Origin of the sequence: Sinorhizobium sp. BJ1 (assembly GCF_002531555.1) — a bacterium.
GTDB lineage: Bacteria > Pseudomonadota > Alphaproteobacteria > Rhizobiales > Rhizobiaceae > Sinorhizobium > Sinorhizobium fredii_B.
In genome coordinates this window covers 1-795 of the sequence record NZ_NWTH01000012.1, presented here as the reverse complement: position 1 = coordinate 795, position 795 = coordinate 1, and the positions used below count along the sequence as shown (strand labels likewise).

The 795-nt window shown below is 63.1% G+C and carries 1 protein-coding gene; it reads right to left on the bottom strand.

The features are described 5' to 3' along the window. Positions 1 to 684, bottom strand: a 684-nt coding sequence (locus tag CO676_RS17760; RefSeq protein WP_179875528.1) for an alcohol dehydrogenase catalytic domain-containing protein, incomplete at its 3' end; no start/stop codon positions are given. Positions 685 to 795 lie beyond the last annotated feature (111 nt).

Sequence of the window (795 nt, the reverse complement as noted above, 5' to 3'; positions counted from 1 at the left end):
CTCGCCCCAGGGTTTCTTGTCGTTGTTCAAATCGACGCCGATGATCATGTCGGCGCCGGCAAGCCTGAGCCCCTGGATGACGTTGAGGCCGATGCCGCCGAGCCCGAAGACGATCGCCGTGGCGCCCATCTCGACCTTGGCGGTGTTGATCACCGCGCCGATACCGGTGGTCACGCCGCAGCCGATGTAGCAGATCTTGTCGAACGGCGCGTCGGGGTTGACCTTGGCGACGGCGATTTCCGGCAAGACGGTGAAGTTCGAAAAGGTCGAGCAGCCCATATAGTGGTGGATCTTGTCCTTGCCGATCGAAAACCGCGACGAGCCGTCCGGCATGACGCCCTGGCCTTGGGTGGCGCGGATGGCGGTGCACAGATTGGTCTTGCGCGAAAGGCAGGAGGGGCAGGCGCGGCATTCCGGCGTATAGAGCGGAATGACGTGATCGCCCTTCTTCACCGAGGTGACGCCGGGGCCGACATCGACGACGATGCCGGCGCCCTCATGGCCGAGGATGGCCGGGAACAGCCCTTCCGGGTCGGCGCCCGACAGGGTGAAGTCGTCGGTGTGGCAGATGCCGGTGGCCTTGACCTCGACCAGCACCTCGCCGGCCCGCGGGCCTTCGAGCTGAACGGTCATTACTTCCAGAGGCTTGCCGGCTTCAGTGGCGACGGCGGCGCGTACGTCCATTTTTCGATCCTTTTGAACGGTGATTGAATTCGATGTTCGGAGAACGAGCCCCGGTCGCCTCATTGTGGCGGCGCCTATTTGATGCTCCGAATTGACTTAGCCACGCCTTAA